The 1,734-nt window shown below is 70.5% G+C and carries 3 protein-coding genes; all 3 read left to right on the top strand.

The window, feature by feature from the left end; all coding sequences use genetic code 11:
• Nucleotides 1-340: sigma factor-like helix-turn-helix DNA-binding protein (locus AC1D01_RS33305; RefSeq protein WP_477873751.1), on the top strand; the 340-nt coding region annotated here is incomplete at its 5' end.
• Entirely contained in the window at nucleotides 337-771 is a 435-nt protein-coding gene (locus AC1D01_RS33300) for a DUF3619 family protein (RefSeq protein WP_477873750.1), read from the top strand. The genes AC1D01_RS33305 and AC1D01_RS33300, both read left to right, overlap by 4 nt.
• Nucleotides 772-782: 11 nt before the next feature.
• Nucleotides 783-1,559, top strand: coding sequence for a DUF3106 domain-containing protein (locus AC1D01_RS33295; protein WP_477873749.1), 777 nt, complete (start codon nucleotides 783-785; stop codon nucleotides 1,557-1,559).
• Nucleotides 1,560-1,734 lie beyond the last annotated feature (175 nt).

Here is a 1,734-nt window from a genome sequence, read left to right as displayed (position 1 = left end):
GCGCAATGCCGTCATGCGGAATTTTTCCGAGTTCGAGTCCGCGGGCGACGACGGGGATTTCGATTTGCTGGAAACTCTGGCGCTCCAGGACGACTCCCCCGCCACTGAAAGCGCTGCCGATTCGGTGTCCCGGGCCCAGATCCTGCTGGCGATCGAAGCGCAGGTGGCCCAGCTTCCGACGCGTCAACGGGAAGCCTTTCTGCTGCGTTACTGGGAGGAACTCGATGTTGCCGAGACAGCCGCCGTGATGGGGTGCTCGGAAGGAAGCGTGAAGACCCATTGCTCGCGTGCCGTGCATGCCCTGGCCAACGCCCTCAAGTCGAAGGGGATCCAACTATGAACAGCCGCCAAAATTTTGCACCGCGCACCGCCGCYGAACTGGACGCCCTCCAGACTCGCTTCGCCCTTCGCCTGTCCGCCCGCCTGACCGAGCAATCCCAGGCCGTCTCCCCCGACATCTCCGAACGCCTGCGTTTCGCGCGCGAGCAGGCACTCGAGCGCGCCCGCACGAAGCTGGTGGCCGAGACGGCCGGTTCGGTCTCCCGCTCCGGCCCGTCGCTCGCACTGCTGGGCGGCTGGGGCGTCAAGATCGCCTCGGTGCTGCCGCTGGTCGTGCTGGCCGCCGGCCTGATCCTGATCCAGCGCTGGCACAGCAGCTCGCAGATTTCCGCCGCGGCTGAAATCGACGCCAGCTTGCTGTCCGACGACGTGCCGCCGGACGCCTACAGCGATCCCGGCTTCGTGGAATTCCTGAAGACCCCTCGCGATTGACCGGTGCGCTCGTGACTCGACGCCCCGACCCGCGCCCCGTCTCCTCCGCCTGGCGGCGCTTCTTCGCGCCGCTGCTGCTGGCGGGCGGGCTGCTGGCCGGTTGCGGCCTGGCGTGGTCGCAGGCCCCCGCCGCATCCGCCGGGGGGCCCGCCTGGTCGTCGCTGACGCCGGCGCAGCAGCACGCGCTGCGCCCGCTGGAGCGCGACTGGGCCGGCATCGATGCCCCGCGCCGCCGCAAGTGGGTCGAGATCTCGGAACGCTTCGCGACGCTGCCGCCGGCCGAGCAGGCACGCGTGCAGTCGCGCATGGCCGAATGGGCCAAGCTGACGCCGAAGGAGCGTGCCGAGGCGCGGCTGAACTTCAAGGAAGCCCAGCAGGTCGCGCCGCAGGACCGCAAATCCCAATGGGAAGCCTACAAGGCCCTGCCGCCCGACCAGCGCAAGCAATTGGCCGAACGTGCCGAGCACAAGCCCGCACCGGCCAAGGGCAACAGGGAACCTGACGGCGAACCGTCCGAGGCGAAATCGAGCATCGTGCCGAACACCGCCTACGCCGCCCGCCCGAAGGCCGTGGCCCCGACGGTCGCGCAGGCGCAACCCGGCGCGACGACCAACCTGATCTCCAAGCGCCCGACCCCGCCGACCCACCAGCAGACCGGCCTGCCGAAGATCGCGACGGCACCCGGGCTCGTCGACAGCGCCACCTTGCTGCCCAAGCGCGGGCCGCAGGCCGCGGCGACCCGCTCGGTCCCCGCGTCGGCGCCTGCCAGCGGCAAGCCCCGCCGATGAGTTCGACGCCGGCGCTGGCCGACGCGCCGCTGCGCGCGCCCAGCCTGAAGCGCCGCATGGCCTGCTTCGTCTACGAAGCACTGATCCTGTTCGGCATCGGGCTGATCCCCGGCGCGATCGGCGCCCTCTTCGTCGCCGCCACCGGCCGCGAGCACGGCGTGGAGCTGCGCTACAT

It is taken from the genome of Rhizobacter sp. P3_B12 (genome assembly GCF_056402895.1).
The sequence above is the reverse complement of the archived record's forward strand: the minus strand, read 5'-3'. Positions and strand labels throughout refer to the sequence as shown.